The following is a 25,555-nucleotide window of genomic DNA, read 5'->3' as shown; positions in this document are numbered from 1 at the left end:
GGATGCTGGACGACTTCATCGACACATTGATCTCGAAGCTGATGGCCGGGGCCGGGTTGATCATGGCCGCCGGCATCGCCGGGGTGACCGGGGCCATGGCCATCTACGCGTTCCTGGCGCCGCACCTGGGCCCGGCCTGGGCCTATGTCGTGGTCGCGGCCCTGGCCGGCGTCACCGTGACGGTCTGGAGCCTCCTCCAGAAGCAGCACCGCGCCAAGCACAAGCGCCCGCCGCTGGAGCAGCGGATCGTCGACCTGGTCCAGGCCCATCCCAGCGGCGCCTTCGTCGCGGGCCTGGCCGCCGGCGTGCTGGTCAAGGGCAAGCCGTGGCAGGCGCTGGACGTCCTGAAGGCCATGCCGCGCGATAGGCCAAAAGACAGGCCGCAGGGCCGCTGAGGAACCGAAACGCAAGTCCGGGCCTTGGTCCTGACAGGGAGATTTCGGGATGTCCGAGGATCAAGCCGTCACCGCTCGCCAAGGCACCCCGAACGACGCCGCGCGGATCGACCTGGGGGCCGCCGCCGAGGTCCGCTACTGGACCCGCGAGCTGGGCGTCTCGGAGGACATCCTGCGCGAGGCGGTCGACCACGCCGGCCCCGAGGTCGAGGCGGTCCGCCACTATCTGGGCAGCGGGAGCTGACCATGGGCCAGCCGCGTCCCAAGCAACGTTTCAGCGGCCCGGCCCTGCTCATCGCCTTGGTGTTCGTGGTCGCCTGCGTCGCCAGCTTCATGCTGGTGGCGATCGGCTTCGGCCATCAGGGCTGAGTGATCAGCCGCACGGCGCCGTCTCGCCGGTCGTCAGGTCCACGCGGAAGCACTGCTCGCGCCCGGTCGCCTCGTCGCGGACGATGACCGCCACCGCGTCGTCCTCGTCCGGATCGTGAGCGAAGTCCTCCAGATAGGCGGCGGCCGCCGCCTCGGGGCTGGGCTCGTCCAGCACGCGGGCGTGGTGGCCGTGCAGGTGGCGGGCGCGGACGGCGAAGCGATGGGTCTGGGGATCGGTCTGGGGGGCGGTTTGATCGGGCATGGCGGTCTCCTGGCTGGAGAACGCGCACGGCGGGGAATGGATTCAGCGCACGCGAAAACGGCGGCGAGCCGGGGCCCGCCGCCGTGTCGTTAGTTCGAAAGTCCGTCTTCAGACCAGGTTGTATTCCGGCTTGGCGTAGGTCCCGATCAGGTCGACGCCGTAGACGTTGTGGGTGACCTGGTCGGCGAAGAAGGCGTCGGCGGACTTGGCGTAGACGCCGACGTCGGCCTTCTCGGCCTCGGCGATCAGCCAGCCGACCATGGCCGCCTTGGTCCCCTGGCCGTTGGTCCCGTCCTGGCCATAGGCGGCGAGATAGTCCGCGCGCGTGTCGATCATGGCGTGGATCTTCTCGTCCGTCGGCGTCAGGCCGAAGATCGCGGCATAGGCCTTGCGGGTGGCGTCGAACAGCGACAGCCCGCCGTACGTGGCGCTGAAGCTGGCCGCGCCCTCGCCGACCTTGCCCAGATTGACCGCGAAGTTGATGTAGCGGTTCTCGTAGTTGAAGCTCTGGTAGTAGGCGCTGTTGAGGTTGGTGGCGTTGGCGCCGTCGGGGGCCACCAGATAGTCCATGCCGGCCGCCCCCGGGGTCTTGCCGGTGAAGAACTGGTAGGTGAGGGCGGCCACGGCGCTGGTCGAGATCGCCGCCTTGGTCACCTGGGTGATGGCGTCGGCGTAGCTGGTCCCCGAGGCCATGGCCGCGCCCAGGGTCTTGGTCATGGCGTCCGCGCCGGCCGATAGGGGCGTCAGGCGCAGCACGCTGGCCATGGCCGAGGCGACCCGGCTGTCGACCAGGGACACCGCGCGGTCCGTGAAGGCCAGGGTCTCGATGTTGATGACGCTGTCGATCCCGTCGGTCCCGCCGTTGTCCCGCACCGACCAGCCGCCGTTGGCGTTGGCGGTGATCGCATAGGCCGAGGCCTTGCCGGCATAGACGGCGGTGTCCATGCCCAGGCCGCCGTCCAGCGTGTCGGCGCCCTGGCCGCCCGTGATCCGGTTGGCGACGGCGTTGCCGTTGACGGTGTCGGCCGCCGTCCCGCCGATGGCGTTCTCGACGGTCGCGCCGATGGCGATGGTGACGTTTCCCGTCAGGCCGCCGACGCTGGAGAAATAGCCCGCGCGCAGGTCGATGGTCTGGGCGACCTTGTAGCCGGAGAAGTCGAAGGTGTCGGTCCCGCCGGCGTCCCAGACGGCGAACACCAGCTTGGTCGACGACGAGGCGGCGTTGAACCAGTCGCGGCCGGCGGTGGAATTGAAGCCGTAGGTCGTGTCGCCCGTGCGGGTGGTCATGTTGGCGCCATAGGCCAGCTGGGCGGCGGCGATGTCGTCCAGCAGCGGGGCCGAGGCGTAGATCCCGCTGAACGAGCCGCCCGTGTTCGACTCGCCGAAATAGGACATCACCGTGTACTGGCGGCTGTCCTCGTAATAGCCGGCGTCGCTGGCGTAGGTGAGGGTCTTGTCGGCGCTGGCGTCGTAGTCGGCGGGGTGGGCCAGGCCGATCGCGTGGCCCAGCTCATGCACCAGCACCATGCCGCCGTAGTTCGTGCCGGTCGGGCTGGCGTTGTAGCCCAGGCTGGAATTGACCCAGACGTCGCCCGACCTGTTGCTGGCCGAATAGTTGCCCGGATAGTAGGCGAAGGCCGCCGCGCCGGACTCGCCGGAGCCGTAGTTGCCGAACAGGATGGCGGCGTTGTTGCTGTAGGCCGCGTCGCCGCTGGCGCCTTCGCCCACGCGCACGAAGGTGACGTTGGCGACGTCCGACCAGGCGGTCAGGGCCTTCTCGGCCTGGACGATCTGGGTGGCGTTGAAGGTCGAGAAGCCCGCGGTGTCGCTGGGCATGGTGGTCGGCGCGGTGGCGCGGAAGGCGTAGCTGACCGTGGCCCCGACATTGAAGGCGTTGGACCAGCCCGGCTCGCTGCGCAGCAGCTGCAGCGCGGCCTCGGCCACCGTCAGGCTGGTCTTGCCCGCCACGACGCCCGCGCGGGCGTCGGCGTTGACGAAGGCGTTTGGCGTCTCGCCGCCGGCGATCGCCATGGAGTCGTCGGACGCCAAGGGGAACGGTTCAATACTCACGGCCATACTCCACTCGCCCCACGCAAGAAGTATGACCAGGGGCGAATTCTTCTGCAATCTCCGCTATTTGCGACAAACCAGCACAGTGTTCCGGTCAAGCTAAGCGCGGCCTTGGTGCGGCAGCGGTCGCGATAACTTCATAATAGACGCATTTTGTGGCGCATCTGCCACACCCGAATTCTTAGATGGCGCGTTTGTCGTGCAGGGTTCCGGGGACATGTCGGGCCCGCGACATACGAACAAGAGGGTTTGGATATGAAAATGCGGTTGCTGGTCGGCGTCGCGGCGGTTGCGCTGGGCGCGGCCTCCGGCGCTTTGGCCCAAAGCGCGACGAGTGGTTGGTACGTTGCGGCCGACGCGGGCTATCATGAGCCGGCGGACGTCAAAGCCACCTCCACCAACAACTATCAGTGGAACTTCTCCACCGATAAGGACTGGGCCGCCTTCGGTCGCCTCGGCTACAAGTTCACGCCGAACTGGCGTGTCGAAGCCGAATACGGCTACCGCCCCAGCGACGTGCAGAGCGTGCGCGGGGCCGGCGCCGTCGGCTCTTCCGGCGGGACCACGGGTACTCAACCGTTCGGCCTCTGCACCGCCGGCGTGGGCCGCACCTCGGCCGCCCCGACCTGCGGCGAGCCGGACGGCAAGTGGAAGGCCTCCACGCTGATGGCCAACGTCATCTTCGACGCGGCCCCCAACTCCGCCCTGAACCCGTTCATCGGCGCCGGCGTCGGTACGGCCTGGGTGCATAACAAGGTCTATGGCCAGCTGTCGGGCGTTCCGGCCGGCGCGGCGATCTACCAGAACACCAGCTTCGACGACGTCGACCAGGCGTTCGCCATGCAGGGCATCATCGGCCTGGGCTGGAACTTCGCCCAGAACTGGTCGCTGGACCTGACCGGCCGCTACCTGCGCACCACCAAGCTCGACTGGGGTTCGGTGACGCAGAACGCCGGTCCGGCTGGCGGCGGCATCACCGACGTCGGCACCTTCTCGGGCCGCTACAAGGACACTTCGGTGACCCTGGGCCTGCGGTACACCTTCGGGTCGCCCCCGCCTCCGCCGCCCCCGCCGCCTCCGCCTCCGCCGCCCCCGCCGCCTCCGCCCCCGCCGCCTCCCCCGCCGCCGCCGCCTCCGGCTGCTCCGGCCTACGAGGCGCGTGAGTTCGTGGTCTACTTCCCGTTCGATCAGTACGTGCTGACGCCGGAAGCCCAGGCCGTGGTCCAGCAGGCCGCCGACTACGCCAAGGGCGGCAACGCGACCAAGGTCGTGGTGACGGGTCACACCGACACCTCGGGCTCGGACAAGTACAACCAGAAGCTCTCGGAACGCCGCGCCAAGGCGGTGGCCGACGGCCTGGCTGGCCTGGGCGTGCCCGCCACGGCCCTGTCGGTCGACTGGAAGGGTGAAAGCGCTCCGGCCGTCGCCACTGGCGATGGTGTGAAGGAACCGCTGAACCGCCGCTCGACGGTCTCGATCAACTTCTAAGACGATCAAGATCGAAAGATCTGGGGGCTGGCCGAAAGGCCGGCCCCTTTTTCTTTGCGCGCTAAACGGGAAGCGACCCCTGAACGAAAAGACGCTCCCGATGGGGCGTCGGGAGCGTCAGATCCGGCGGGCCAAGAGGGCGGAGGACCGCCGTCATGCGGCCGGCATGCAATGGGGCGCCGGCCTCATCAGACAGGAACGCGCGAACCCGAAGAGCGGTGGCGCGCACTCCAAAGAACAGTGTTCGATTATACGCCGATACTCGCGGCGGGCGAGTCGAAACGACTCGGGTCCAGCGGGTGCGACAAATGGCGCGGCAGGGGCGAGGGCAGGTCCAGCATCCGCGCGACCAGATGCTCGGCCAGCAGCGGCGCCAGGCAGAAGCCGCGCGAGCCCAGGCCGGTCAGCACCAGCACCCCGTCGTCGCGGATCCCGGCCAGCGGGGCGCGGTCCGGCGTGGTGGCGCGGATCGCGGCCCGGCCCTCGAAGGCCTTGCCGGCCAGCTGCCGCGCCAGGGCGGGCAGGCCCTTGGCCAGGGTGTCGAGGTTGCGGGCGTGATCCTCGGGCCGGACGTCGACGGCGGTCTCGTCCCGGTCGTGGGTGGCGCCGAACAGGACGCCCGAAGACGTGGGGATCGCATAGCCGCCGAACGCGACGGGCGCGGTCGAGACGCCCTCGGTCCAGCTGGCCTGGCCGCGCACGGGGCGCAGGGCCACGCCGGGGAGCAGGGCCGCCGTCGCCGCGCCGCTGGCCAAGGCCACGCGGTCGGCGCGGACGATCAGCGCGCCGGCTTCATCCAGCAGCCGCCATCCGTCCCCCTCTTCGTTTGGCCCGTCGCGCTCCAGCCGGGCGACGCGCCGGCGCACGACCTCGCCGGACCAGGCGGCGGTGACCTCGAGCGGCGCGATGACCAGACTGGAAGTCATGGCCAGGGCCGGGATCTCGGCGCCGATCCGTCCGGCGGTCTCGTCGGGGGAGAGGGGCGTCATGGCGCCGGGCTCGAACAGATCCTGTTCGGCCACCTTGGCGAAGCGGGCGGCGTCGCGCTCGGCCGTGGCCAGCTGCAGCACGCCGCGGGCGATCACCGCGCCGGGCTCGGCTTCGTAGAGCCTGGCGGCCCTGGCCAGGGCCTGGGCGTAGAGGCCCGCGCGCGGGCCGCCGCCGGCGTCCAGGGCCGGGGTGACCAGGGCGGCGGGATTGCCGGAGGCGGCGACACCGTCCGGATCGTCGATCACGGTGACGGCCAGCCCCTCGGCCCGGGCGGCGCGGGCCAGGGATGCGCCGGCGATGCCGCCGCCGATGATGGCCAGGGTCTCGGGACGCGAGGCGACCTCCCGCTGACCCGGCAGCCAAGCCTCCAGCCGCTCGCGCTTGCGGCCGAAGCCGGGGCGCTTGGCGATCTCGAAGCCCGCCGCCTGCAAGCCCCGCCGCACCGCCCCCGCCACGGTGAAGGTCGCCGCGCGAGCTCCAGGGGCGGAGCGGGCGGCGACGGCGGCCAGGACCTCGTCGCGCCACATGGCCGGGTTCAGGGCGGGCGAGAAGCCGTCCAGGAACCAGGCGTCGGCCGTCCCGTCCCAGGCCTCCAGCGCCTCGACCACGTCCATGACGGCCAGGTCCAGCACGGCGTCGAAGCCGGGCAGGTCGATCCGGTGGAAGCCGCGCGCCCGGCCGGGCCAGTGGTCCAGCAGCACTTGGGCCGCGTCGCCGAGCTCGGGCCAGTGGGCCAGGATGCGGGCGGCCTCGTCGCGGGCCAGCGGATGGGCCTCGATCGAGAAGATGTGGAGACGGCCAGCTTGCTGGCCATTTGGAGGCCTCTCGCGCCGCCACAGGTCCAGCAGGGCGGCGATGTTCAGGCCCGAGCCGAAGCCCAGTTCGCCGACCACGAAGTCCCGCCGCCCGACGAACCGCTCCGGCAGGCCGCAGCCGGCCAGGAACACCGCCCGCGTCTCGGCCAGGCCGTCGACGCTGGAGAAATAGACGTCGCCGTACAGGCTGGACTGCGGCAGGCCGTCCTCGCGCCAGACCAGCGGCGATCCGTCTTCGGAAGCGGTGGAATCCATGGCGCCTGCTAGAGCGCCGCGGGGCGGCGGGCGTCAAGTCTGCTTCCCCAACACCCGACCTCCCCGGCGAAGGCCGGGGTCCAGATTCATCCGGAGCATCAGACGCGAAAGCGCCCTCCGCCGAGGATCGACGAAGGGCGCGGGTGGGTTCGATCTGGGCCCCGGCCTTCGCCGGGGAGATCGGATTTGAGTGGAACCTGTAAGCCGCTAGTGCGCCGGCTTCTTCTCTTCCGGCTTGGACGCGGCGTCGGCGGCGGCGGTGGCCGAGGCGGCGGCCGGAGCCTGGGTCGAGCCCGTGGCGGCGGCGTCGTTGGCGGTCTGGGTGGCGGCGTCCGCCGGGTCGGCCGGGGCGGCGGCGGCGTCGGCGGCGGCCTTGTTGGCGTCGGCGGCGGCCTGTTCCTTGGCCGAGGCGGCGTCGGTTACGGTGCTGGCGTCGGCGGCGGCGGCCTTGGCGGCGGCGCTGTCGCTCTCGGCGGCTTCATGCTTGCCGCAGGCGGCCAGCGACAGGGCCGAGACGGCCACGCCGGCGATGAGGAGTTTGCGGATCATGCTCATGAGGCTTCCCTTGCTGGCCGGCGTCTGGTCGGCGACGGCTTTGGGCGAAAGGAATACCGGTTCGAAAGCCGGTGCAAGTTACGAGGCGCTAACCTGCCTCGCCAGGGACGCTATCCTGGGACGCCGACCTATTCCGGCGGGATCTGGGACAGGGCCTCTTCCAGCTCGTTGAAGCTGGGCTGCGACGGGCTGGGCACGTGGCCGCGGCCGATCTCGACCGAGATTTGGGCGGCGTTGCCATGCAGGTGGGCGACCAGCACGGCCTGGATGATCTTGTAGAAGGCGCCGTCCTCGTTGACGACGGCCTGCAGGCGCGTGGCCATCGGCCCGACGATGCCATAGGCGATGAACACGCCGAGGAAGGTGCCGACCAGGGCGCCGCCGATCATGGCGCCCAGGACGGCCGGCGGCTCGGTGATCGAGCCCATGGTCTTGATGACGCCCAGCACGGCCGCGACGATGCCCAGCGCCGGCAGGGCGTCGGCCATGCTCTGCAGGGCGTGGGCGGGCTCGAGCGCCTCGTGGTGGTGCTTCTCGAGCTGCTTTTCCATCGCGTCCTCGACCTGGTGGGGATCCTCCAGGTTCATGGTCATCATCCGCAGGGTGTCGCAGATGAAGTCGACGGCGAAGTGGTCGTTGGTGACCTTCGGATAGCGGGCGAAGATCGTGCTCTCGTGCGCCTTTTCGATGTGGCTTTCCAGCGCGATAACGCCCTTGGACTTCATCGTCTTGGTCAGCAGGAACAGCAGGGACAGCAGATCGCGATAGTCGGCCGATTTCCACTTAGGACCCTTGAAGATCTTGCCGAAGCCGGCGCCCGTGGCCTTGATCACGGTCATCGAGTTGGAGATCAGGAAGGCGGCGACGGCCGCGCCCAGAATGGCCATCAGCTCGTGCGGGGCGGCTTCGACGATCACGTCCAGCTTGCCGCCACCCATGAGGTAGCTGCCGAACACCATGCCGAAGAGCATGACGATGCCAATGATCTGGAACATGGTGCTAGGCCGACCCCGAGAATGACGGCGCATGATCGCGATTAATCATTAATCCAAGGTTCCCGCCCGTCGCGCTGTGACCTGCGACACATTGCGCGCCCGACGGACAGGCTCTAACGATTGTTTGATGAGTGGGGAGACTCCAGAAGCCCGGGCCAACCGCGGCCCGTTCGCGATCCTCTTCGGCGTGTCGGTCGCGACCGCCATGGGGAACACCGGCATGCTGTCGGTGCTGCCGGCGATCGGCCGCCAGATCGGCATACCGGACGCCCTGGTGGCGGGGATCTTCTCGCTGTCGGCGGTGCTGTGGGCGGTGACCTCGCCGTTCTGGGCCCGGCAGTCGGACCTGCGCGGGCGCAAGCCGCTGATCCTGCTGGGCCTGGCCGGTTTCTGCGTCTCCATGACCCTGTGCGCCATCGTCGTCTCGGCCGGCCTGCATCACCTGGCGCCGCCGATGGTGATCTTCGGCCTGTTCCTGCTGTCGCGCGCCCTGTTCGGCGGTTTCGGCTCGGCGACCAATCCGTCCGCCCAGGCCTATATGGCCGAGCGGACCAGCCGCGAGGAGCGCACCCAGACCATGGCCACCCTGGCCGGCGCGTTCGGCCTGGGCACCGTGGTCGGGCCGTTGCTGGCCCCGCTGTTCGTGCTGCCGTTCGTGGGCCTGGCCGGTCCGATGTTCGCCTTCGCGGCGATGGCGGCCGTGATGCTGGTCGTCGTGCATCGCGGCCTGCCCGAGACCTTCAAGCCGGGACGCGGCGAGACCCCGCCGCGCCGCCGCTTGGGCATTCTCGGAGGGCTGCCCTGGCGCGGCCAGGGCGCGGCCCCGTGGCGCGACCCGCGGCTGAAGCCGTTCCTGATCTTCGGTTTCCTGGTCGCCTCGTGCCAGACGGCCCAGACCCAGACCCTGGGCTTCCTGATCATCGACAAGCTGGGCCTGCCGCCGGTCAAGGCCCAGGGCTTCATCACCCTGGCCATGGCGGCCGGGGCCGTGGCCGGCCTGCTGGCCCAGTGGGGCCTGATCCGCATGTTCCGCATGGGTCCGCGCGACCTGATGCGCTGGGGCGTCGGCGCGGCGGCCCTGGGCAACATCATCGTCGCCTTCGCGCCCGACTACGCCGCCGTCGCCATCGGCTACGCCATCGCCAGCCTGGGCTACGGCTTCGCCCGCCCGGGCTTCACCGCCGGCGCCTCGCTGTCGGTGGAGGCCAAGGACCAGGCCGGGGCGGCCGGGGCGATCGCGGCGATCAACGGCCTCAATGTCGTGGTCGCGCCGCTGTTCGTGCTGCTCTACGAGAAGATCGGCTGGGGGCCGTTCGTGCTGAACGCCCTGATCCTGACGGCGCTGCTCGCCTATGCCCTGCGCCAGGCGGTGCTGGCCTCGATCGACAAGGGCGGCGCGCGCGAAGAGGCGACCATCGCCGGGCTGGAGCGGTCGGACGAGGGGGGTGTTTGAGGGGCAAACCCTTCGAAGCTCAAATCCCGTGTCATCCCGGCCGCAGCGCAGCGGAGAGCCGGGACCGCAACAGGCTCCGAGCTTCCGGCGGTCCCGGATCTGCGCGCTTCGCGCTTGTCCGGGATGACAGTTGCTATTGAACCATCCGCTCCAGCGCCCGCCGCGCCTTCAGCACCACGTGACGCACGGTGGGCAAGGCGATCAGGCCCTCGTCCTGCAAGCTGGTCAGGGCGCGCGAGACGGTCTCGATGGTCAGGCCCAGATAGTCGGCCATGTCCTGGCGGCTCATCGGCACGTCCAGCTCGGCCTCGGCGTGGGTGCGCTCGGCGATGTCCAGCAGCAGGCCGACCACGCGCTCCAGCGCCGAGCGGCGGCCCAACATCAGCACATGGTCCTGGCTGCGCCGCAGGCCTTCGGCGGTCAGGCGGAACAGGGCGCGGGCCGCGTCGCCGCGGGTCGCGGCCAGGTCGCTGAGCGCTCCACGCCGGATCATCCGCACGCTGGCGTCGCTCATCGCCTCGGCGGTGACGCGGTGGGTGTCGCTCATCTCCAGGCCGAAATAGTCGCCGGCGAAGTGGAATTCGTCGATCTGCCGGCGGCCGTCGCGCAGGATGCGGTAGGTCCGCACCGCGCCCGAGATCACCTGGTAGACATGGGTCGCGGCCTCACCCTCGCCGAAGATCTCCTCGTCGCGGGCGAAGCGCGGACAGGCGCCGGGAATGGCCAGCACCGAATCCAAGGCCATGGGAGCAGCGTCGATGCGAAGCGGAGACAGCATGGAAAGACCCTTCTGTTGCTAGGGTCTTGCGCCTTTTCCAGCGGTCGCGACACTCGGGAGCCGCGCCTAAGGAAACCCCCTTACGCGGCGCTGCGGACCAGCCTGGTTTGAGGCCGATCAAGGCCTCGCGGTCGGCTCGGGTCCATGTTCCGGGCCATGTCCGACCTTCCCCTGATCCTGCTGCTCGTCGAGGACGAGCCCCTGCGCGAGGCCCTGCGCTTCTCGCTGGAGACCGAGGGCTACGCGGTGACCGCGCGGCCGGATGGGCGACCCGTGGCGGCCGTGGTGATCGACGACGGCGGCGAGGCGTTGCCGGACCCCGGAGAGAGCCCGACCGTCGTGCTGACCGGCGACGTGGAGCGGTTTCGGCGGCGCGGGGTGGGCGGCGTGTCGCTGGTGGAGAAGCCGCTGCTGGGGGATGCGCTGAGCGTGCGGCTGGAACAGCTCCTCAAACCTTCAATCCTGTCATCCCGGCCGTAGCGCAGCGAAGAGCCGGGACCGCGGAAAGCTCAGCGCTTCCGGCGGTCCCGGATAGCCTCTGCGAGGCTTCCGGGATGACACGAGAAATCGGATGGCGGGGCGTTATCCCCCCCGCACCGACAGCGTCATCCGCACCAGCGCCGCCAAATTGTCCGCCTGCATCTTGGTCATCAGCTTGGCGCGGTAGATCTCCACCGTCCTCGGGCTGATGCCCAGCTCGCGGGCGATGACCTTGTTGGCGTGGCCGGCGACGACGCCGTCCAGCACCTGACGCTCGCGCTCGGAGAGGGTCTCCAGGCGATGCAGCACGGCGGCCTGGTCGTCGGTGACCGGCGCGGCCTCGGCGGCCTTCATGGCGCGGCTCAGGGCGTCCAGCATCCGCGCTTCGGAGAACGGCTTCTCGATGAAGTCGACGACCCCCGAGCGCATGGCCTCGACGGCCATCGGGATGTCGCCGTGGCCGGTGATCATGATGATCGGCATCTTGACCTTCAGCGCCGCCAGCCTGGCGACCAGCTCCTGGCCGCTCATCTCGGGCATGCGCACGTCGGTGACGACCACGCCCGGCTTGGCGTCCGGCAAGGCGTCGAGGAAGGCCGGCGCGCTGGCGTAGGCGACCACCTCGAAATCGGCCGACTCCAACAGGAAGGCCAGCGACTCGCGGGCGCTTTCGTCGTCGTCGACCACATGTACGACGGGGGCGTCACTCATCGACGGTTTCCTTCTGATCGGCGGGCGGCAAGGTGAAGCGGAACAACGCCCCGCCGCCGGGATTGGCCTCGGCCCAGATACGCCCGCCGTGCGCCTCGATGATCGAGCGCGAGATCGACAGGCCCACACCCATGCCCTGCGGCTTGGTGGTCATGAACGGCTGGAACAGGCGATCGCGCACCTCGTCGGCGATGCCTGGCCCGGTGTCGGCGACGCTGACCCGCGACCAGCCCTCCTCGGTGACGTCGCTGGTGATCAGCAGGGCTCGGCGGCGGCTGTTGCCGTCCTGCATGGCGTCGATGCCGTTGCGGATCAGGTTCAGCAGCACCTGCTGCACCTGGACCCGGTCGGCATAGACGGCGTCGGCGGCGGGATCCAGGGCCAGGCGCACGTCGACCTGGCGGTCCTTCTCGCCGATCAAGGCCAGGGCGCTGGCCTCCTCGATCAGCTTGGACAGGCTCTCGACGTCGCGCTCGCTGGCCCCTCGGCGGACGAAGTCGCGCATCCGGTGGATGACGTCGCCGGCCCGCAGCGCCTGGGTGGCGGCCTTGTCGATCGCCTCGCGCACCTTGGCCTGGTCGGCTTCGCGGCCCCGGTCGATCAGGCGGCGCGAGCCGGTCAACAGGTTGGCGATCGCCGACAGCGGCTGGTTCAGCTCGTGGGCCAGGGTCGAGGCCATCTCGCCCATCGCCGTCAGGCGCGAGACGTGGACCAGCTCGTTCTGCAGCTCCTGCAGGCGGGTCTCGGTCTCCTGGGTTTCCGTCAGATCACGGATGAAGCCGGTATAAGAGGGCGTCGAGCCCTTGGTCTCGCCGACCGCCAGCTCCATCGGGAAGGTCGAGCCGTCCCGGCGCTGGCCGACCACGACGCGGCCGGCCCCGATGATCCGCTTCTCGCCGGTGCGGTGGTAGCGCTGGATATAGCCGTCGTGGGCCGAGTGGTGCGGCTCGGGCATCAGCAGGTTGACGTTGCGGCCGATGGCCTCGGCGGCGGTCCAGCCGAACATCCGCTCGGCGGCGGGGCTGAACGAGGTCATGATCCCGGCGCGGTCGATGACCACCACCCCGTCGGGCACCGTGTCGAGGATCGAGCGCAGGTGGTCGTTGATCGCCGCCGCCCGCCGCCGCGCGGCGTGGAACCAGCCGCCGCCCACGGCCATGCCGAAGCCGACCGACAGGAAGATCGCGGCGCTGAGGCCGCTGACCATGTCGAACGGGATCTCCCGCGTCACCCACCAGACGCTGCCCCAGGCGAAGGTCGTCGCGAACACCCCGGGGGCCAGGCCGCCCAGGGCCGCGCTGACCAGCACGGCCGGCACGAACAGCAGGAACGACGACGGCGCGGTGAAGGCTTCGGGCAGGTACAGCCGCGCCACCGCCGTCGCCATCACGGCCGCGAAGGCCGCCAGATAGGCGGTGGGGTGCGGGTCGCTAAACAGGGTCGAGGACAGGCCTCGGGCCGGCTTCATGGGCGCTCCAGACGTGGCAGGCCCTTATAGCGGCAGCCGTTTGAGGCAGGTCAAGGCGGGGTCATTGCGTAGGTCCCACGCTGAAGCTTTCCAATCCAAGGGAGAGCCTCATGTCGGGTGGGCAAATGGCGTATCTGGGCCTGGTGATCGCGGCCTTCACGGTGTTCGCCGTGGTGCTGTTCGTGACGTATCTGCGGGTGAACTGGAAGTAGGGGGGCGGCTTCACATCAAATCCCGTGTCATCCCGGAAGCCTCGCAGAGGCTATCCGGGACCGCCGGAAGCGCCGCGCCTGCCGCGGTCCCGGCTCTACGCTACGCTTCGGCCGGGATGACACGGTTGTTGATGGAAGCGCCCATCTCCACCCTCGCCCCGCAAACCGCCGCCGGCGCCGCGCGGTGGCTGACCAGCACCAGGCCTTGGCCGGTGCGCGCCAGCCGGCGCTCTAGCCGCGCCACCACCAAGGCCTCGGTCGCCGCGTCCAGCCCCTCGGTCGGCTCGTCCAGCAGCAGCCAGGGGGCGTCGCGCAGATAGGCTCGAGCCAGGGCCAGCCGCCGCCGCTCGCCGCCGGACAGGCGCTCGCCGTCGTCGCCGAGATAGGCGGACAGGCCCTCGGGCGCCGCGCGGATCCGGTCGGCCAGGGCGGCGTCTTCCAGCACCGCCCACAGCTGGTCGTCGGTCGCGCTAGGCGCGGCCAGGCGCAGGTTGTCGCGCACCGCGCCGGCGATCAGGCCGGCGTCCTGCGGCAGCCAGGCGAAGGCCGAGCGGGGCGGGGGCGAGGCCTCGCCGCGCAGGCCCAGCAGGGTCTCGATCGCGGTGGTCTTGCCGCAGCCGGACGGGCCGACGACGGCGAGGCGTTCGCCGGGCGCGAGGGTGCGGCCCAGGATCGCCAGGCTAGGCGCGGCCTCGAGCGGCGCCTCGGCGGGTTTGGGCCGATGGCGGAGGATTTCGTCCAGCCGCTCGCGAGCCTCCGTCGCCGCGCCGTCCTGGTCGAAGGCGTGGGCGAGGCCCGAAAGCGCCTCGACGCTCATGGCCGCGGCCAGGCCGGCCAACGCCGCCAGGGGCGCGCCGGCCGGGGCGGCGCACGCCACGGCGGCGGCGACAGCGAGGCCCAGGATCGCCGCCTGGCTGGCCAGGATCAGGCCCTGGGCGCGAACGGCCGCGAGCCGCGCGGCGTCCAAGGTGGCGGCCTTGGCGTTCAAGGTCTCGCCGGCCCAGGCCTCCAGGCCGTAGGCGCGCAGTTCGGCCGAGGCGGCGACCAGGGCGGCGGTGGTCTCCTTCAGCGTCCCGATTCCGGCCTGGACGGCGGCGCGGGCGGGGGTCGAGAAGCGGCGGGCCAGGGCGCGGGCCGTGGCGATCGCGACGCCGGCGGCGAGCAGGATGACCAGCGCCGGAGCCCAGCCGGCCAGGGCGGCCAGGGCCACGCCCGCGCCGAGGCCGGCGACGGCGTTCCATGGCGCGGAGAGGCGGACGAAGCGGGTCTCGATCGCGTCGACGTCCTGCACCAGCCGGGCCGAGGCCTCGCCGCGCGACAGGGTCAGAGACTGCTCGGGAGGCGCGGCGGCCAGGCTCTCGAACACCGCCGGGCGGATGGCGGCCAGGGCCCGCAGGGCGGCGGCGTGGCCGGACAGCCGCTCGCCGTAGCGGGCGGCGGTGCGCAGGATGGCCAGCAGCCGGATCATGGCGCTGGGCAGCAGCACGTTGAACGCGTGGGCGGTCGCTAGCCCCGCCGCGCCGGCGATGGCGCTGGCGACGATGAACCAGCCCGACAGGCCCAGCAGCAGGGTCGAGGTCGCGCCGACCACGACAGCGCTCAGCAGGGCCAGCCGCAGGGCGTCAGCGCGCTGGCGCTTCTGGGCGCGGATCAGGGCGTCGAGGGGGGAGGGGGTCACAGCCTCACCACCTGATCCGCCAAGGCCGCCACCGCCTCGGAATGGGTGGCGATCAGGGTCGTGCGGCCCTTGGCGGCTTCGCGGATGGCGGCCAGCAACTGGGCTTCGGCGAGCGCGTCGAGATTGGCGGTCGGCTCGTCCAGCAGCAGGATCGGGGCGGGCTTCAGCAAGGCGCGGGCCAGCGACAGCCGCCGCCGCTCGCCGCCCGACAGGCCCGATCCGCGCTCGTCCAGCACGAAGTCGAGGCCGCCGGGGCGATCGAGGATCAGGCCGACGGCCCGGGCCGCCGCCTCAATCTCGGGGCGCGTGGCCTCGCGGCGCGCCAGGGCGATGTTGTCGGCGATCGAGGCGGGCAGGATCAGCGGCGACTGGCCGGCCCAGGCGATGTCGCGGGCCAGGTCCGGGCGCTCGGCCCCGTCGACCAGGATCCGGCCCGCGCTCAGCGGCGCCAGCTCCAGCAGCAGGTTCAGGATCGAGCTCTTGCCCACGCCGCTGGGGCCGAGCAGGGCGGTGATGGTCCCGGCTCGGGCGGTCAGGTCGAAGCCTCGCAAGGCCGGCGCGTCGGCGTCAGCATAGCGGACGCTGACGCCCTCGAAGCGGATCGTCGGCGCCTGGGTGAGCGGCGGGGCGGCGAGCCTCGCGACCGGCGGCTCGAAGGTCGACAGGCTGGCGGCCGCGGCCTCGGCGGCCTGGCGGTCGTGATAGGTGGCGGCCAGGCGGCGCATCGGGGCGTAGACCTCCGGGGCCAGGGCCAGGACGAAGAAGGCCCGCTTCAGGTCCAGGGTCTCGGGAACCGGGAACGGCAGCAGGCGCAGCAGGTTGAAGCCGCAATAGACCGCGACCAGGGCCACCGACAGGGCCGCGAAGAACTCCAGCGCCGCCGACGAGATGAACGCCACCCGCAGCACCCGGATGGTGCGCTCGGCCAATTCCGAGGCCGAGCGGCGCAGGGCGGCGGTGGTCGTCCCCTCGGCCTGGAAGGTCAGCACTACCGGCAGGGCGCGGACGCGGTCGAGGAACAGGCCCGACAGCCGCTCCAGGGCCAGGAACTGGGCGCGGCTCTCGGCGGCGGCCGCCGTGCCGGCCAGCATCATGGCCGCGACGAACGGGACCAGGGTGGCCAGCAGGATCGCCGCGCAGATCGGGCTGGCGATCGCGGCGACGGCGATCAAGACCAGGGGAAGGACGGCGGCCGACAGCCGCGCGGGCAGGAAGCGGGCGACATGGCCGTCCAGGGCCTCGACCCCCTCGACCAGGGCGGTGGCCGCCTCGCCGGTCGGGCGTCGCGCGCCGCCGAACACCGCGCGGGCAAGATTGGCGCGCACGCCGGCCTTGGCTTGGGCCGCCGCCCGGGCCCCGGCCGTTCCCGCCGCTCTGGCCAGCAGGCCGCGCGCGACCATGGCCACGATGGCGAGCAACAGCCAAAGACTCAGCGCCAGCGCGCCGCGCCGCGCCGCGATCGCGTCGATCCCGAACGCCAGCCCGGCCGCGAAGCCGACCGCGGCCAAGCCGTCCAGCAGGGTGAACAGGCGGGCGCGGCCCGAGGCGGGGCCCGCGTTTTGGCCGATTTGGTCCAGCCAGGCCTTCGGCGCCGAGAAACGATCGATCTGTACTATGCCGGCGCCCATGGGTTGAGTGTAGGTTGGTTTCGTCCGGAAGCCTTGATCCCGATCAAGGACCGGACGGTCGGGTCGGTTTAGGGCTAGGCTCTCGAGCGGCGTGATCATCGGCCGTTCGTCTCGGAGCTGTCCATGGACCCCGCCGTCATCGACCTGTCACGCCTCCAGTTCGCGTTGACCGCTCTCTACCACTTTCTGTTCGTGCCCCTGACCCTGGGGCTGAGCTTCCTGCTGGTCATCATGGAGAGCATCTATGTGATGACCAAGCGGCCGATCTGGCGGACCGTCACCCGGTTCTGGGGCGTGCTGTTCGGCATCAACTTCGCCCTGGGCGTGGCCACTGGCCTGACCATGGAATTCCAGTTCGGCATGAACTGGTCCTACTACTCGCACTATGTCGGCGACATCTTCGGCGCCCCGCTGGCGATCGAAGGGCTGATGGCCTTCTTCCTGGAGGCCACCTTTGTCGGGCTGATGTTCTTCGGCTGGGACAAGCTCACGCGCGTCGGCCACCTGGCCGTGACCTTCCTGGTCGCCCTGGGCACCAACCTGTCGGCGCTGTGGATCCTGGTCGCCAACGGCTGGATGCAGAACCCGATGGGCGCGGCGTTCAATCCCGACACCATGCGCATGGAAGTCACCAGCTTCCGCGACGTGCTGTTCAACCCGGTGGCCCAGGCCAAGTTCGTGCACACGGTCAGCGCCGGCTACGTGATCGCCTCGGTGTTCGTGCTGGGGATCTCGGCCTGGTACCTGCTGAAGGGCAAGCACATCGGCGTCGCCAAGCGGTCGATGACCGTCGCCGCCGCCTTCGGCCTGGCCTCGTCGCTGTCGGTCGTCGTGCTGGGCGACGAGAGCGGCTACGCCCTGACCGACAACCAGAAAATGAAGCTCGCGGCGCTGGAAGCCATGTGGGAGACCGAACCCGCCCCGGCCGGCCTGACCGCCTTCGGCATCCCCGACCTCAAGGCTCGCAAGACCCATTACGAGGTCAAGATCCCCTACGTCCTGGGCCTGATCGCCACCCGCAGCTTCGACCGGCCGGTCGAGGGCATCTTCCAGCTGGTCGCCAAGGCCGAGGACCGCATCGAGTCGGGCGTGGTCGCCTATGGCGCGGTCGAGACCTTGAAGGGCAATCCGACTGACAAGGCCGCCCGCGCCACGTTCGAGCAGCACCGCCGCGACCTGGGCTACGCCCTGCTGCTGAAGCGCTATGTCGCCGATCCTCGCCAGGCCTCGCCGGACCTGATCAAGAAGGCCGCCTGGGACTCGGTGCCCAACGTGCCGGTGATGTTCTGGAGCTTCCGGATCATGGCCGGGATCGGGCTGCTGATGATCGCCCTGTTCGCCACCGCCTTCCTGCTGGTCACCCTGCGCCGGCACGACACCAAGTGGTTCCTGGTCATCGCCGTGGCGGCCCTCCCGCTGCCCTGGATCTCGACCGAGCTGGGCTGGGTGCTGGCCGAGATGGGCCGCCAGCCCTGGGCGGTGGACGGCGTGCTGCCGACCTTCCTGTCGGCCTCCAGCCTTTCCGTGCCGCAGCTGATCACCAGCATCGCGGTCTTCACCCTGCTGTACGGCGCGCTGGCCGTGGTCGAGGTCGGCCTGATCCTGCGCGCCATCAAGAAGGGCCCGTTCGCTCAGCACGACCCCGTCCCGGACGGCGCGTCGCCCGAGCCCGAGCCCCAGACCGCTTAAGGAGATCTCATGATGGAACTCCCCGTCGACTACGCCACCCTGCGCGTCATCTGGTGGGCCCTGATCGGGATCCTGCTGATCGCCTTCGCCCTGACCGACGGCTACGACATGGGCGTCGGCGCCCTGCTGCCGTTCGTGGCCAAGGACGACTCCGAGCGGCGGATGGTGATCAACACCCTCGGCGCCACCTGGGAAGGCAACCAGGTCTGGTTCATCGTCAGCGGCGCCGGCCTGTTCGCGGCCTGGCCGTTCGCCTACGCCATCGCCTTTTCGGGCTTCTACCTGGCGCTGTTCGTGGTGCTGGCGGCGATGATCATGCGGCCGGTCAGCTTCAAGTACCGGTCCAAGCGACCCCACCCGCGCTGGCGCTCGTTCTGGGACTGGGGCCTGTTCGTCGGCGGCTTCGTGCCGGTGCTGTGCTTCGGCGTGGCCATCGGCAATGTGCTGCAGGGCGCGCCGTTCCGGCTGGATAGCGACCTGCGCGCCTTCTACGAGGGCAGCTTCATCGGCCTCTTCTCGCCGTTCGCCCTGCTGTGCGGCTTGTTGTCCGTGGCCATGCTGGTGCTGCACGGCGCGGCCTGGCTGACGGTCAAGGCCGAGGAGGGCCCGGTCACCGAGCGCGCCCGCCGCATCGGCGAGATCGCCGGCCTGGCCAGCATCGTGCTGTTCGCGGCCGGCGGCTTCTGGGTGGCGTTCGGGGGGCTGGGCTTCCGGATCGAGGGCCTGGCCGACGCGGCGGGGCCTTCCAATCCCCTGCGCGGCACGCCGGCGGTGCACGCGCCGGGCGCCTGGCTCGACAACTACGGCCGCCACGGCTGGATGATCCTCGCGCCCGTCATGGGCTTCGTCGGCGCCGGCTTGGCCCTGGCCGGCATGCGCTGGAACAAGGCCTGGATGGCGTTCGGCGGCTCGTCGATCTCGACGGCCGGGATCGTCGGGACCGTGGGCCTGTCGATGTTCCCGTTCATCCTGCCCAGCAGCTTCGACCCGCGCTCCAGCCTGACGGTCTGGAACGCCTCGTCGACCCATCTGACCCTGTTCGTCATGCTGATCGTGACGGTGGTCTTCCTGCCGCTGATCCTGCTGTACACGGCCTTCGTCTACCGGGTGCTGTGGGGCCGCAGCACCACCGGCGCCCTGACCACCAACCCCGACCTGTACTGAGGAGCGAGAGCGCCATGTGGTACTTCACCTGGATCCTGGGCCTGGGCCTGGCCGTCGCCTTCGGCGTGCTGAACGGCGTCTGGTACGAGTTCAACCTGTCCGACGACGGGGACGAGGGGCTGTCGGAGCCTTAGGGACCGGCGGCCGCGACATTCGACCGCGCCCTTCCAACCTCAGCCTTAACGCTTGTTAAAGGGGGCGCGGGCTCTTGTAGGGATCGGTCGAAGCGCGACGACGCGGCCTTGACCGGCTCATTCTACCGGGGATTTTTTCGCCATGACCGACACCACCGCGCCCGCGCTGGAGCTGATCTCGTTCTGCATCGGCGAGCAGGAATTCTGCATCGACGTGAAGACGGTGCGTGAAATCCGCGGCTGGACCCCGGCCACCCCGATCCCGCACGCCCCGTCCTACATGCGCGGCGTCATCAACCTGCGCGGCGCGATCATGCCGGTCATCGACCTGCGCAACCGCCTGGGCCTGGGCGTCACCATCCCCGAGACCCGCCACGTGATCGTCGTCGTCGAGTGCCGCGACCGCCTGGCCGGCATCTTGGTCGACGCCGTGTCGGAAACCTTCACCGTGCCGCGCGACAGCCTGCAGCCGGCCCCGGACGTCGGCGTCGAAGAGCTGCGCTACATCCAGGCGATCATCTCGATGGAAAACCGCCTGATCACCTATCTGCGCATGGACGACGTCTTCCCGACGGTCATCAGCGAAGCGGCTTAAGGCCCACGGAGACCTCTCCTCCCCATTAGGGGGAGGTGGATCGCCGCGAATACGCGGCGAGACGGAGGGGGTCCGCGAAGGGGTCGTGCGTTAGCCGCCGCCCATGGGCCCCTCCACCGGCGTTCGCCGGTCCCCCTCCCCCAGAGGGGGAGGAGAACAAACTCAAATCATCCCTTGCGCACGATCCGCGCCGCCGCCGCGTGGAAGCCGGCTTCGGTCGCGGCCAGGTCGGCCACCGCGCCGTGGCGGTCGCTGGCGACGCTCATATTGCTCTTGGCGTAGCTCTCCGAGACCTTGCGGGCCTCCTGGGCGCGCAGGGCGGCGTTGGAGGCGGCGGTCTCGTGCCATTGCGCCAGGCTGTCGGCGGTGACCTCGGCGGCCGCGTCCGGATGCGGCGCCACCTCGCCGAAGCCGATGGCCACGAAGCCGTGGATGACGCCGTAATCCTCTTCCGACAGCAGGAAGGTGATCTGACGCTCCTCGACCTGGCCGGTATAGGCGTCGTCCTCGGGATCGAACTCGCGCAGCACCAGGATGTCGCCGACCTTGAACTCGCGGTCGTTGCGGCGGATCTCGAAACGCTTCTGGCCCGAGCGGACGGCGGCGAAATATTTGGGCCAGGTCTTGAGTTCGTGGCGGGTCATGGGGCGGCGGACTTTTCTAGGAAAGCGGAAGCGGGCGGTTCTGACGGTCGGAACCTAGCGCAGGGTTAATGGACGGCAAGAGGGCTGTGGATAGCCTCGTGATCCAATACTCTCGTGTCATCCCGGCCGTAGCGAAGCGAAGAGCCGGGACCGCAAGAAGCTCAGCGCTTCCGGCGGTCCCGGATAGCCTCTGCGAGGCTTCCGGGATGACACGGTTGGGGCGGTCAGCTCTACTCGTCGATGCAGAGCCGGACGATCTCGGCCCGCAGTTCCGGCATGCCCAGGCCCTTTTCGGACGAGGTGGCCAGCACGCGCGGGAAGGCCGCGGCGCGCTTGGCGATGGCCTTCTGGCTCTCGGCCACGACCTTGTCGACTTCCGCCGGCTTGATCTTGTCGGCCTTGGTCAGGACGATCTGGTAGCTGACCGCCGCCACGTCCAGGGCGTCCAGCGCCTCCAGGTCGACCTTCTTCAGGCCGTGACGGGCGTCGATCAGCACGTAGACGCGCTTCAGGTTGGGACGCCCGCGCAGATAGGCCCGGCCCAGGTCCTGGAACTTGTCGGCGATCGAGCGCGAGACGCGGGCGAAGCCGTAGCCGGGCAGGTCGACCAGCCGCACCTGTTCGGCCAGCAGGAAGAAGTTGATCTCCCGCGTGCGGCCCGGCTCGTTCGAGGCGCGGGCCAGGTACTTCTGGCCGACGAGGCCGTTGATCAGGCTGGACTTGCCGACGTTGGAGCGGCCGGCGAAGGCCACTTCGGGCAGGTCGGACGGCGGCATGGTGTCCATGCGCACCGCGCCCATCATGAACGAGACCGGCTGGGCGAAGAACACCCGCGCCGCCTCGATCTCGTCTTCCGTGAACCCGGGCGCGCCCGGGAGCACGGTGGGAAGCTTGGGAGTGAGGTCCTCGCTCATCCGGTCGCGCCGACGGTCTTGCCCTGCAATCGGGCGATGATCTTGTCGATCGGGTTCTCGACGCCGTAGCGGCGCATCATCACGTACTGCTGGACGATGGTCAGGATGTTGCTCCAGCACCAGTAGATCACCAGGCCCACCGCGAACTGCGACAGGGTGAAGGTGAAGATCAGCGGGAACAGCTGGAAGATGCGCTGCTGGACCGGATCGCCGGCCGGCGGGTTCATCGCCGTGGTCAGCCACATGGTGAAGCCGTACAGCAGCGGCCAGACGCCGATGTGCAGCGGACCGCCCAGGAACGAGCCGATCAGCGGCGCGGTCGCCGGATCCCAGTGGATCAGGCCAAACAGCGTGAAGATCGACGTCGGATCGCGGTCCGACAGGTCGTGGATCCAGCCGAAGAACGGCGCGTGGCGCATTTCGATGGTGACGGTCAGCACCTTGTACAGCGAGTAGAAGACCGGGATCTGCACCAGCATCGGAAGGCAACCCATCATCGGGTTGATCTTCTCCTTGGCGTACAGAGCCATCATCTCCTGCTGCTGTTTGGCGGGGTCGTCCTTGTGCTTGGCCTTCAGCTTCTCGACCTCGGGGGAGATCTTCTTGATCTTGGCCATGCTCTCATAGCTCTTGTCCGCCATCGGATAGAGGATGAGCTTGAGCAGCACGGTCAGCAGCATGATGGCCAGGCCGAAGTTGCCGACCAGCTTGTAGAAGATCTCCAGGATGTTGAAGATCGGGCGGGTGAAGAAGCGGAACATGCCCCAGTCCACGGCGTCGTCGAAACGCGGGATCTCGGCCTTGGCGGTGCTCCAGAACTCCCAGATGGCCGGCGGGGTCGTCGCGCCGTACTCGTACTTGCGCAGCAGCGGCACGGTCTTGGCGCCGGCGAACAGGCGGGTCTTCTGGGTCAGGGTCGCGCCCGGGTTCAGGGCTTGGGTCGGGCCGACGAAGTTGACGTCGTAGATGTCGGTGCCGCCGGCCTGGGTGACGCGGTATTGGGCCTTGATGGTCTGGTCCTGACCGGGGATCAGGGCCGCCAGCCAGTACTTGTCGGTGATGCCCGCCCAGCCGCCGACCGAGTCGAAGGTGCTCAGCGGCTTGTCCTTCTTCCACTTGCCGTACTTGTTCAGCTCCAGCTTCTGGTCCTTGCCCGAGCCCAACACGCCGATGGCGCCTTCGTGGACGATCTGGGTCTTGCCCAGCTTGTCGGTGATGCCCTGGCGCTGGACGGTGGCGTAGGGGGCCAGCTGCAGGCCCTGGGTCCCGACGTTGCGGACGCTGTCGGTGACCGTGAACATCGCCTGGTCGTCGACGGAGATCACGCGGGTGAAGTTGAGGCCGATGCCGTTGTCATAGGTCAGGGTGACGGGCGAGTTGGGGCGCAGCACCTGGCCCGGCGCGGCGGTCCAGACGGTGCGGCTGTCGGGCAGGCCCGGCAGGTTGGCGCCGGCCCAGCCGAAATCGGCGAACCAGGCGTGCTCGGCGCCCTCGGGGCGGAAGAGCTCGACCGGCGGCGAGTTCTTGTCGACGGTCTCGGCGTACTTGCGCAGCAGCAGGTCGTCGATGCGGCCGCCCTTCAGGGCGATCGAGCCCGACAGGGCCGGGGTGTCGACCACGATCCGCGGGCTCTGGGCCTTGGCCTGATCGCGCGACAGGCGCAGCGGGGCCGGATTGCCGTTGGCGTCCAGCGTCACGCCCGGCTGGGTCGCCAGCTTGGCGTTGGCCGCCTTCTTGGCCTGAAGCTCGGCCTCGGCCTTCTTCTGCTGCGGACCCAGGATGAAGAACTGGTACCCGATCAGGATCACGAACGCGCTGACGATGAACATCAGCGTGTTTTTGTTGTCGTTCTGCATGGAGCGCTTAACCGGAAACTTTGAGATCGGGTTGTTGGGAAGAGGCGACTTCGGACGTGACGTCTTTGGATGGGGCGCCGGACGACGGTTGCGGGACTTTGGCTCCCGCCCGATCGTGCTCGGCGGCGAGGCTTATCAGCGCGGTTTTGACATCGTCAAGCAAACGCCCCCATTCGCGGGCGGTCGTACCGCCGCGCGCTATGAACACATAGTCGTGCGAAGGCCGCGCATGAAGGGGCAGGACGAGGCGGGCGGCCTCGCGCAGGCGGCGCTTGGCGCGGTTGCGCTCGACGGCGCCGCCGATCTTCTTGGTGGCGGTGAAGCCGACCCGAACGGTCGGATCCTCGTCGGGGCGCTTGCGCATCTGGACGAAGACCGCGCCGCGCGACAGGGCCGGGGCCTTGGCCGCCAGCAGGAAGTCGGGGCGCTTGCGTAGGCGCTCGAACTTTAGAGCCTGGACTTCAGACATGAAAAAAGCCGCCTTTCCGGCGCAAACCTGAGGACAGGTTCTTGGAAAAGGCGGCTTTGATCATGGTCTCGCCTCCCGAAGGAGGAGGAGCAATTAGGCGGTCAGGCGCTTGCGGCCCTTGGCGCGGCGGCGCGCGACGATCTTTTGACCGTTCTTGGTGGCCATACGCGCGCGGTAGCCGTGACGGCGGGCACGCACGAGCTTCGACGGCTGGAAGGTGCGCTTCACGACGTGGCTCCGAAATGCAAAACGTTGAACGCGGTGACCAGGTCCCCGCGAGTGAGGGGCGGTGGATAGAAGAACGAGGCGGGGATGTCAACCTGAGTCGGTTCAGGGACTTACGAACTTGCCCCCTCCGCGCTTCGCGCTCCTCCCCCGAAGGGGGAAGAAGGATATCGCGCGATCTTCTTCCCCCTCCGGGGGAGGAGGATGCGCAGCATCCGGAGGGGGCAAGTCCTACGGAACAATCACCGCCTTGCCCACCACCTTCCGCCCCGCCAGCAGCGCGAACGCCTCGCGCCAGCGGTCCAGCGGCAGCTCCGCATGGACATGCGGCCGGATCACCCCCTCGTCGGCCATCCGCCACACCGCCTCGGCGTTCTCGCGGCCCTTGTCCGGGAACTGGCGGCCGTACTCGCCGGCCCGCACGCCCATCACCGAGAAGCCCTTGATCAGCGGCATGTTGACCGAGAGCGTCGGGATCCGCCCCGAGGTGAAGCCGACCGCCAGCAGCCGCCCGTCGAAGGCGATGCAGCGGACGCTCTCGTCGAACACGTCGCCGCCCACGGGGTCGTAGATCACGTCGGCCCCGCGGCCGCCGGTGATCTCTTTCACGCGCTCGCGGAAGCCGCCGGTGACGTTGACCACGGCATCGGGGGCGTAGAGCGCCTGCACCCGCTCCAGCTTCGCGTCCGAGGCCGAGGCGGCGATCACTCGCGCGCCCAGGGCCTTGGCCAGGTCGACGGCGGCCAGGCCGACCCCGCCCGCCGCGCCGTGGACCAGCACCCACTCGCCCGGCTCCAGCCGCGCCCGGCGGACCAGGGCGACATAGGCGGTGAGGTAGGCCGCGCCATAGGCGGCGCCTTCCGCGAACGACAGCCGCGCGGGCTTGGGCTTCAGGCTCTCGGCGGCCAGCACCGCGTATTGCGCGAACCCGCCCAGCCGCGCCCCGCCGACCACGGCGTCGCCGACCTGGAAAGCCGTCACGCCCTCGCCCAACGCCGCGACCTCGCCGCAGAGGTCCAGGCCGGGGGTGAAGGGCAGGGGCGGTCTGAACTGGTACTCGCCGCGCGTCATCAGCAGGTCGGGGAAGTTGACGCTGGCGGCGCGGACCCGGACCAGGACTTCACCGGGACCGGGTGATGGCGTGGCGACCTCGCGGACGGCGCAGCCGGCGAAGTCGGCGGCCAGCGCCTCGACGACGAGGGCGCGCATGGTGGGGGGAAGGGTCATCCTCAATCCCAAAAAGCTTGTCATCCCGGCCGCAGC

At 69.8% G+C, this 25,555-nt stretch carries 26 protein-coding genes; 10 read left to right on the top strand and 16 right to left on the bottom strand.

Annotation, left to right across the window (positions count from 1 at the left end; all coding sequences use genetic code 11):
* The first annotated feature begins 2 nt into the window (after positions 1-2).
* From ASC70_RS06960 to ASC70_RS25780, 3 genes are read left to right on the top strand one after another with little or no spacing between them, the layout of a single operon-like run.
* Entirely contained in the window at positions 3-395 is a 393-nt protein-coding gene (locus ASC70_RS06960) for a hypothetical protein (protein WP_056047979.1), read from the top strand.
* 49 nt (positions 396-444) lie between these two features.
* Positions 445-639 carry a DUF3606 domain-containing protein gene (locus tag ASC70_RS06955; RefSeq protein WP_056047978.1) on the top strand — a complete coding sequence of 65 codons (195 nt, stop codon included), beginning with the start codon at positions 445-447 and terminating at the stop codon, positions 637-639.
* 2 nt (positions 640-641) lie between these two features.
* Positions 642-764 carry a hypothetical protein gene (locus ASC70_RS25780; RefSeq protein ID WP_255355011.1) on the top strand — a complete coding sequence of 41 codons (123 nt, stop codon included), beginning with the start codon at positions 642-644 and terminating at the stop codon, positions 762-764.
* Between the two features lie 4 nt (positions 765-768).
* On the opposite strand, the gene ASC70_RS06950 is transcribed toward ASC70_RS25780, so the two are convergent.
* Together ASC70_RS06950 and ASC70_RS06945 are read right to left on the bottom strand one after the other, a co-directional pair.
* The gene (locus tag ASC70_RS06950; RefSeq protein WP_056047976.1) at positions 769-1,026 is read right to left on the bottom strand and encodes a DUF5961 family protein; all 258 of its coding nucleotides are present in this window, start codon (positions 1,024-1,026) and stop codon (positions 769-771) included.
* A gap of 108 nt (positions 1,027-1,134) precedes the next feature.
* Positions 1,135-3,057, bottom strand: coding sequence for a M10 family metallopeptidase (locus tag ASC70_RS06945; RefSeq protein ID WP_235519296.1), 1,923 nt, complete (start codon positions 3,055-3,057; stop codon positions 1,135-1,137).
* Positions 3,058-3,351: 294 nt separating this feature from the next.
* On the opposite strand from ASC70_RS06945, the gene ASC70_RS25825 reads away from it, so the two are divergent.
* Positions 3,352-4,584: an OmpA family protein gene (locus tag ASC70_RS25825; RefSeq protein ID WP_056047971.1), complete on the top strand. Its 1,233-nt coding sequence runs from the start codon at positions 3,352-3,354 to the stop codon at positions 4,582-4,584.
* Positions 4,585-4,832: 248 nt separating this feature from the next.
* Here ASC70_RS25825 and mnmD read toward each other — a convergent pair whose 3' ends face one another.
* From mnmD to motA, 3 genes are all read right to left on the bottom strand, one after another.
* A complete protein-coding gene (mnmD, locus tag ASC70_RS06935) occupies positions 4,833-6,644 on the bottom strand; it encodes a tRNA (5-methylaminomethyl-2-thiouridine)(34)-methyltransferase MnmD (protein WP_056047969.1) in 1,812 nt (603 codons plus the stop codon).
* A gap of 207 nt (positions 6,645-6,851) precedes the next feature.
* Positions 6,852-7,199, bottom strand: a complete 348-nt coding sequence (locus ASC70_RS06930) for a hypothetical protein (RefSeq protein ID WP_056047965.1) — start codon at positions 7,197-7,199, stop codon at positions 6,852-6,854.
* A gap of 128 nt (positions 7,200-7,327) precedes the next feature.
* Entirely contained in the window at positions 7,328-8,194 is an 867-nt protein-coding gene (gene motA / locus ASC70_RS06925) for a flagellar motor stator protein MotA (RefSeq protein ID WP_056047961.1), read from the bottom strand.
* 127 nt (positions 8,195-8,321) lie between these two features.
* Here motA and ASC70_RS06920 point away from each other — a divergent pair, with 127 nt between their 5' ends.
* The gene (locus ASC70_RS06920) at positions 8,322-9,647 is read left to right on the top strand and encodes an MFS transporter (RefSeq protein ID WP_082539835.1); all 1,326 of its coding nucleotides are present in this window, start codon (positions 8,322-8,324) and stop codon (positions 9,645-9,647) included.
* A 133-nt stretch (positions 9,648-9,780) separates the two neighbouring features.
* Here ASC70_RS06920 and ASC70_RS06915 read toward each other — a convergent pair whose 3' ends face one another.
* A complete protein-coding gene (locus ASC70_RS06915; RefSeq protein WP_056047957.1) occupies positions 9,781-10,425 on the bottom strand; it encodes a helix-turn-helix domain-containing protein in 645 nt (214 codons plus the stop codon).
* A 156-nt stretch (positions 10,426-10,581) separates the two neighbouring features.
* Between ASC70_RS06915 and ASC70_RS06910 the strand changes: the two genes are divergently transcribed.
* Positions 10,582-10,905 (top strand): nucleoside transporter, encoded by a 324-nt coding sequence (locus ASC70_RS06910; protein WP_235519284.1) that lies wholly within the window; start codon positions 10,582-10,584, stop codon positions 10,903-10,905.
* Between the two features lie 102 nt (positions 10,906-11,007).
* Here ASC70_RS06910 and fixJ read toward each other — a convergent pair whose 3' ends face one another.
* The 4 genes from fixJ to cydD form a co-directional block, all read right to left on the bottom strand.
* Positions 11,008-11,616, bottom strand: a complete 609-nt coding sequence (gene fixJ, locus ASC70_RS06905) for a response regulator FixJ (protein ID WP_056047951.1) — start codon at positions 11,614-11,616, stop codon at positions 11,008-11,010.
* Positions 11,609-13,084 (bottom strand): PAS domain S-box protein, encoded by a 1,476-nt coding sequence (locus ASC70_RS06900; RefSeq protein WP_056047945.1) that lies wholly within the window; start codon positions 13,082-13,084, stop codon positions 11,609-11,611. The genes fixJ and ASC70_RS06900 overlap by 8 nt, the downstream gene beginning before the upstream one ends.
* A gap of 312 nt (positions 13,085-13,396) precedes the next feature.
* On the bottom strand, positions 13,397-14,974 hold the full coding sequence (locus ASC70_RS06895; protein ID WP_056047942.1) for an amino acid ABC transporter ATP-binding/permease protein: 1,578 nt from the start codon (positions 14,972-14,974) through the stop codon (positions 13,397-13,399).
* Positions 14,971-16,602 carry a thiol reductant ABC exporter subunit CydD gene (gene cydD / locus ASC70_RS06890; protein WP_056047939.1) on the bottom strand — a complete coding sequence of 544 codons (1,632 nt, stop codon included), beginning with the start codon at positions 16,600-16,602 and terminating at the stop codon, positions 14,971-14,973. The genes ASC70_RS06895 and cydD overlap by 4 nt, the downstream gene beginning before the upstream one ends.
* 123 nt (positions 16,603-16,725) lie before the next feature.
* On the opposite strand from cydD, the gene ASC70_RS06885 reads away from it, so the two are divergent.
* The 4 genes from ASC70_RS06885 (at position 16,726) to ASC70_RS06870 (ending at position 20,184) form a co-directional block, all read left to right on the top strand.
* Entirely contained in the window at positions 16,726-18,291 is a 1,566-nt protein-coding gene (locus tag ASC70_RS06885) for a cytochrome ubiquinol oxidase subunit I (protein WP_056047936.1), read from the top strand.
* A 12-nt stretch (positions 18,292-18,303) separates the two neighbouring features.
* On the top strand, positions 18,304-19,455 hold the full coding sequence (cydB, locus tag ASC70_RS06880; protein ID WP_056048499.1) for a cytochrome d ubiquinol oxidase subunit II: 1,152 nt from the start codon (positions 18,304-18,306) through the stop codon (positions 19,453-19,455).
* A 14-nt stretch (positions 19,456-19,469) separates the two neighbouring features.
* The gene (gene cydX, locus ASC70_RS06875) at positions 19,470-19,589 is read left to right on the top strand and encodes a cytochrome bd-I oxidase subunit CydX (protein WP_035043223.1); all 120 of its coding nucleotides are present in this window, start codon (positions 19,470-19,472) and stop codon (positions 19,587-19,589) included.
* A gap of 142 nt (positions 19,590-19,731) precedes the next feature.
* Positions 19,732-20,184 carry a chemotaxis protein CheW gene (locus ASC70_RS06870; protein WP_047408125.1) on the top strand — a complete coding sequence of 151 codons (453 nt, stop codon included), beginning with the start codon at positions 19,732-19,734 and terminating at the stop codon, positions 20,182-20,184.
* Positions 20,185-20,351: 167 nt separating this feature from the next.
* Here the strand turns inward: ASC70_RS06870 and ASC70_RS06865 are convergent, their stop codons facing one another.
* The 6 genes from ASC70_RS06865 to ASC70_RS06840 all read right to left on the bottom strand — a co-directional run bounded on the left by ASC70_RS06865 (position 20,352) and on the right by ASC70_RS06840 (position 25,519).
* On the bottom strand, positions 20,352-20,828 hold the full coding sequence (locus tag ASC70_RS06865) for an ASCH/PUA domain-containing protein (RefSeq protein WP_056047933.1): 477 nt from the start codon (positions 20,826-20,828) through the stop codon (positions 20,352-20,354).
* Between the two features lie 230 nt (positions 20,829-21,058).
* Complete coding sequence (gene yihA / locus ASC70_RS06860; protein WP_082539836.1) at positions 21,059-21,742, bottom strand: ribosome biogenesis GTP-binding protein YihA/YsxC; 684 nt, start codon at positions 21,740-21,742, stop codon at positions 21,059-21,061.
* The gene (gene yidC, locus ASC70_RS06855) at positions 21,739-23,598 is read right to left on the bottom strand and encodes a membrane protein insertase YidC (protein WP_056047931.1); all 1,860 of its coding nucleotides are present in this window, start codon (positions 23,596-23,598) and stop codon (positions 21,739-21,741) included. The genes yihA and yidC overlap by 4 nt, the downstream gene beginning before the upstream one ends.
* Before the next feature lie 7 nt (positions 23,599-23,605).
* Positions 23,606-24,067, bottom strand: coding sequence for a ribonuclease P protein component (gene rnpA / locus ASC70_RS06850; RefSeq protein WP_056047927.1), 462 nt, complete (start codon positions 24,065-24,067; stop codon positions 23,606-23,608).
* Positions 24,068-24,160: 93 nt separating this feature from the next.
* A complete protein-coding gene (gene rpmH / locus ASC70_RS06845) occupies positions 24,161-24,295 on the bottom strand; it encodes a 50S ribosomal protein L34 (RefSeq protein ID WP_012284717.1) in 135 nt (44 codons plus the stop codon).
* 228 nt (positions 24,296-24,523) lie between these two features.
* Entirely contained in the window at positions 24,524-25,519 is a 996-nt protein-coding gene (locus tag ASC70_RS06840; RefSeq protein ID WP_162247188.1) for an NADPH:quinone oxidoreductase family protein, read from the bottom strand.
* Between the last annotated feature and the right edge of the window lie 36 nt (positions 25,520-25,555).

This window comes from Caulobacter sp. Root343 (assembly GCF_001425745.1).
In the GTDB taxonomy this organism is placed as follows: Bacteria; Pseudomonadota; Alphaproteobacteria; order Caulobacterales; family Caulobacteraceae; genus Caulobacter.
The sequence above is the reverse complement of the archived record's forward strand: the minus strand, read 5'-3'. Positions and strand labels throughout refer to the sequence as shown.

Coding starts and splice junctions, on each gene's coding strand:
- ASC70_RS06960 (WP_056047979.1), top strand. CDS start 3: ATGCTGGACGACTTCATCGACACATTGATCTCGAAGCTGATGGCCGGG.
- ASC70_RS06955 (WP_056047978.1), top strand. CDS start 445: ATGTCCGAGGATCAAGCCGTCACCGCTCGCCAAGGCACCCCGAACGAC.
- ASC70_RS25780 (WP_255355011.1), top strand. CDS start 642: ATGGGCCAGCCGCGTCCCAAGCAACGTTTCAGCGGCCCGGCCCTGCTC.
- ASC70_RS06950 (WP_056047976.1), bottom strand. CDS start 1,026: ATGCCCGATCAAACCGCCCCCCAGACCGATCCCCAGACCCATCGCTTC.
- ASC70_RS06945 (WP_235519296.1), bottom strand. CDS start 3,057: ATGGCGATCGCCGGCGGCGAGACGCCAAACGCCTTCGTCAACGCCGAC.
- ASC70_RS25825 (WP_056047971.1), top strand. CDS start 3,352: ATGAAAATGCGGTTGCTGGTCGGCGTCGCGGCGGTTGCGCTGGGCGCG.
- mnmD (WP_056047969.1), bottom strand. CDS start 6,644: ATGGATTCCACCGCTTCCGAAGACGGATCGCCGCTGGTCTGGCGCGAG.
- ASC70_RS06930 (WP_056047965.1), bottom strand. CDS start 7,199: ATGAGCATGATCCGCAAACTCCTCATCGCCGGCGTGGCCGTCTCGGCC.
- motA (WP_056047961.1), bottom strand. CDS start 8,194: ATGTTCCAGATCATTGGCATCGTCATGCTCTTCGGCATGGTGTTCGGC.
- ASC70_RS06920 (WP_082539835.1), top strand. CDS start 8,322: ATGAGTGGGGAGACTCCAGAAGCCCGGGCCAACCGCGGCCCGTTCGCG.
- ASC70_RS06915 (WP_056047957.1), bottom strand. CDS start 10,425: ATGCTGTCTCCGCTTCGCATCGACGCTGCTCCCATGGCCTTGGATTCG.
- ASC70_RS06910 (WP_235519284.1), top strand. CDS start 10,582: ATGTCCGACCTTCCCCTGATCCTGCTGCTCGTCGAGGACGAGCCCCTG.
- fixJ (WP_056047951.1), bottom strand. CDS start 11,616: ATGAGTGACGCCCCCGTCGTACATGTGGTCGACGACGACGAAAGCGCC.
- ASC70_RS06900 (WP_056047945.1), bottom strand. CDS start 13,084: ATGAAGCCGGCCCGAGGCCTGTCCTCGACCCTGTTTAGCGACCCGCAC.
- cydD (WP_056047939.1), bottom strand. CDS start 16,602: ATGGGCGCCGGCATAGTACAGATCGATCGTTTCTCGGCGCCGAAGGCC.
- ASC70_RS06885 (WP_056047936.1), top strand. CDS start 16,726: ATGGACCCCGCCGTCATCGACCTGTCACGCCTCCAGTTCGCGTTGACC.
- cydB (WP_056048499.1), top strand. CDS start 18,304: ATGGAACTCCCCGTCGACTACGCCACCCTGCGCGTCATCTGGTGGGCC.
- cydX (WP_035043223.1), top strand. CDS start 19,470: ATGTGGTACTTCACCTGGATCCTGGGCCTGGGCCTGGCCGTCGCCTTC.
- ASC70_RS06870 (WP_047408125.1), top strand. CDS start 19,732: ATGACCGACACCACCGCGCCCGCGCTGGAGCTGATCTCGTTCTGCATC.
- ASC70_RS06865 (WP_056047933.1), bottom strand. CDS start 20,828: ATGACCCGCCACGAACTCAAGACCTGGCCCAAATATTTCGCCGCCGTC.
- yihA (WP_082539836.1), bottom strand. CDS start 21,742: ATGAGCGAGGACCTCACTCCCAAGCTTCCCACCGTGCTCCCGGGCGCG.
- yidC (WP_056047931.1), bottom strand. CDS start 23,598: ATGCAGAACGACAACAAAAACACGCTGATGTTCATCGTCAGCGCGTTC.
- rnpA (WP_056047927.1), bottom strand. CDS start 24,067: ATGTCTGAAGTCCAGGCTCTAAAGTTCGAGCGCCTACGCAAGCGCCCC.
- ASC70_RS06840 (WP_162247188.1), bottom strand. CDS start 25,519: ATGACCCTTCCCCCCACCATGCGCGCCCTCGTCGTCGAGGCGCTGGCC.